Source organism: Saccharopolyspora sp. NPDC002686 (assembly GCF_040295745.1).
Lineage (GTDB): Bacteria > Actinomycetota > Actinomycetes > Mycobacteriales > Pseudonocardiaceae > Saccharopolyspora > Saccharopolyspora oryzae.
The window spans coordinates 1-1,983 of the sequence record NZ_JBEOVY010000617.1 but is presented as its reverse complement, the minus strand read 5'-3'; the positions used below and the strand labels follow the sequence as shown (position 1 = coordinate 1,983).

Annotated in this window: 3 protein-coding genes; 1 reads left to right on the top strand and 2 read right to left on the bottom strand. The window is 69.7% G+C overall.

Going from position 1 to position 1,983, the window contains the following annotated elements; translation table 11 throughout:
* Positions 1-56: 56 nt before the first annotated feature.
* The gene (locus ABTZ89_RS38295; protein WP_351054309.1) at positions 57-1,208 is read right to left on the bottom strand and encodes an MFS transporter; all 1,152 of its coding nucleotides are present in this window, start codon (positions 1,206-1,208) and stop codon (positions 57-59) included.
* A gap of 104 nt (positions 1,209-1,312) precedes the next feature.
* Between ABTZ89_RS38295 and ABTZ89_RS38290 the strand changes: the two genes are divergently transcribed.
* A complete protein-coding gene (locus ABTZ89_RS38290; protein ID WP_351054306.1) occupies positions 1,313-1,636 on the top strand; it encodes an ArsR/SmtB family transcription factor in 324 nt (107 codons plus the stop codon).
* Between the two features lie 69 nt (positions 1,637-1,705).
* Here ABTZ89_RS38290 and ABTZ89_RS38285 read toward each other — a convergent pair.
* A partial coding sequence (locus ABTZ89_RS38285) for a hypothetical protein (protein WP_351054303.1) occupies positions 1,706-1,983 on the bottom strand: 278 nt, incomplete at its 5' end.

The following is a 1,983-nucleotide window of genomic DNA, read 5'->3' as shown; positions in this document are numbered from 1 at the left end:
GGCACCGAGCGCATGCGCGGGCAGCATGTAGCGACCGCGGCCGATCCACTTCTCGTTCAGGCGGGCACGGTCGTCGGTTCCGCTGCCTTCGTGCGGTTCGTGGTTTTCAGGGCGAGGAGGAGAGCTCCCACTGCTACCGCCGCCGCAGTCGGGGCCAGCCAGGTCGTTCCCGCTGTCGCCAGGACCGTTCCGCCGATCGCGGAGCCCAGGCCCGCTCCCGCGTAGATCGCCGAGCCGTTCAGGCCGAGCGCCACCGTCGGGGCATCCGAGCCCAGCTCGTACAGGCGGTGTTGCTGGGGAACCATCAGCATCCCGTTGAAGGCTCCCGCGCCGAGACCGATCAGCAGCGTCGTCGGCAAGGTCAGCACAGCCCAGTTGAGCAGGGCGTACACCACCGCCATGCCACCGAGGGAGAGCAGCAGCACCCGCTTCGCGCCGAAGCCGTCGGTCCAGCGCCCCGCCAGCGAGTTCCCCAGCACCTGGCCGACGCCGATGGTCACCAGCACCCAGGACAGCATCGGGCCGGGAGCGGAGGTGCCCAGCAGCAGCGGCAAGTAGGCGGAGACGGTGAAGGCGGCGAACATGCCGATGACCGTGATGAGCAGGACTTTCAGGATCACCGGACGCACCAGGACCGCGAGGCGCTCCCCGAGCCGGACCACCGGCAGCCGGACCTGCGGCAGGGTCGGGATCGCGATCGCCACCAGCACCCCGAGCGCGCCGATGATCCACATCACGACCCGCCAGCCGAACCACTGCCCGCCCAGCACCCCGAGCGGCACACCGAGCACCGTCGACGCGGTCATCCCCGCGGCGACCGTCGCCAGGGCACGTCCGCGCTGGTCAGGGGCGGCGAGAGCGCCGGCCACCGCGTAAGCGTTCGCCTGGAACGCCGCCGCGCCGATCGCAGCGAGCGCCCTGGCCACCGCCACCACCGCGAACGTCGTGCCGAGCGCCTGCCCCGCCATCCCGACCGTGAACAGCGCGAGACCACCGCCGAGCAGCACCCGCCGGTCCCAGCTCCCCGTCACCGACGCGATGATCGGCGAACCCACCGCGTAGGTCACCGCGAAGATCGTCGTCAGCTGGCCCGCCAGCGACTCGGGGACCTGGAGATCGCGGGCGACCTCGGGCAGCAGTCCATTGAGGATGAAGCCGTCCGCACCGACCGCGAAGGTGCCCACGGCGAGGACGACCAGCGTGCTCACGCGCAATCGATCATTTGATGATCGTCGAATCGTCATGGTGCATGATCATGCGGGAACTATTCGATACTTGTCAAACGATCGAATGAAAGGCAGGCTCGGTGCCCGTGACGCGCACCCTCCCGCAACCGAGCAGCAACGATCTCGACATCGTGCAGGTGCTGCACGCCCTGGCCGATCCGGTGCGCCTCGAACTGCTCCGCACGCTCAGCCAGGCGACCGAGCCAGCGGTCTGCTCCCTGGGCGCCTACGACGTCGACGTCAGCGCACCGACGCTCTCCCACCACTGGCGGGTGCTGCGCGAAGCCGGCCTGACCACGACCTTCGTCAACGGCCGGAACCGCTGGGTCGAGCTCCGCCGCGACGACCTGGACGCGCGCTTCCCCGGCCTGCTGGACTCCGTCCTCACCGGGTACGAACACCGCTCCTGAACGCGAAAAACCCTCCCCGGCCGAGGCTGGGGAGGGTTTCTCGTCGTCGTGACGGTCAGGCCGCGACGATCACTCCGGCGGGATGAACGCCGTCTGGATCATCTGCGGGCCACCGCGCAGGCTGCGGCTCACCAAGGTGCCGCGACCCGGCGGGAGCGGGCGGGACTTGATGTTCGCCACCAGCTGGCCGTCGTCCTTGTTCGCGCTCATCGCCAGACCCGGGGCCGACGTCTCGCGCATCTTGCCGATCAGCGGCTCGTACAGCGCACGACCCGCACCACCCGAGTTGCGGGCCAGGATGATGTGCAGACCCACATCGCTGGCCGTCGGGATGAACTCCGCCAGCG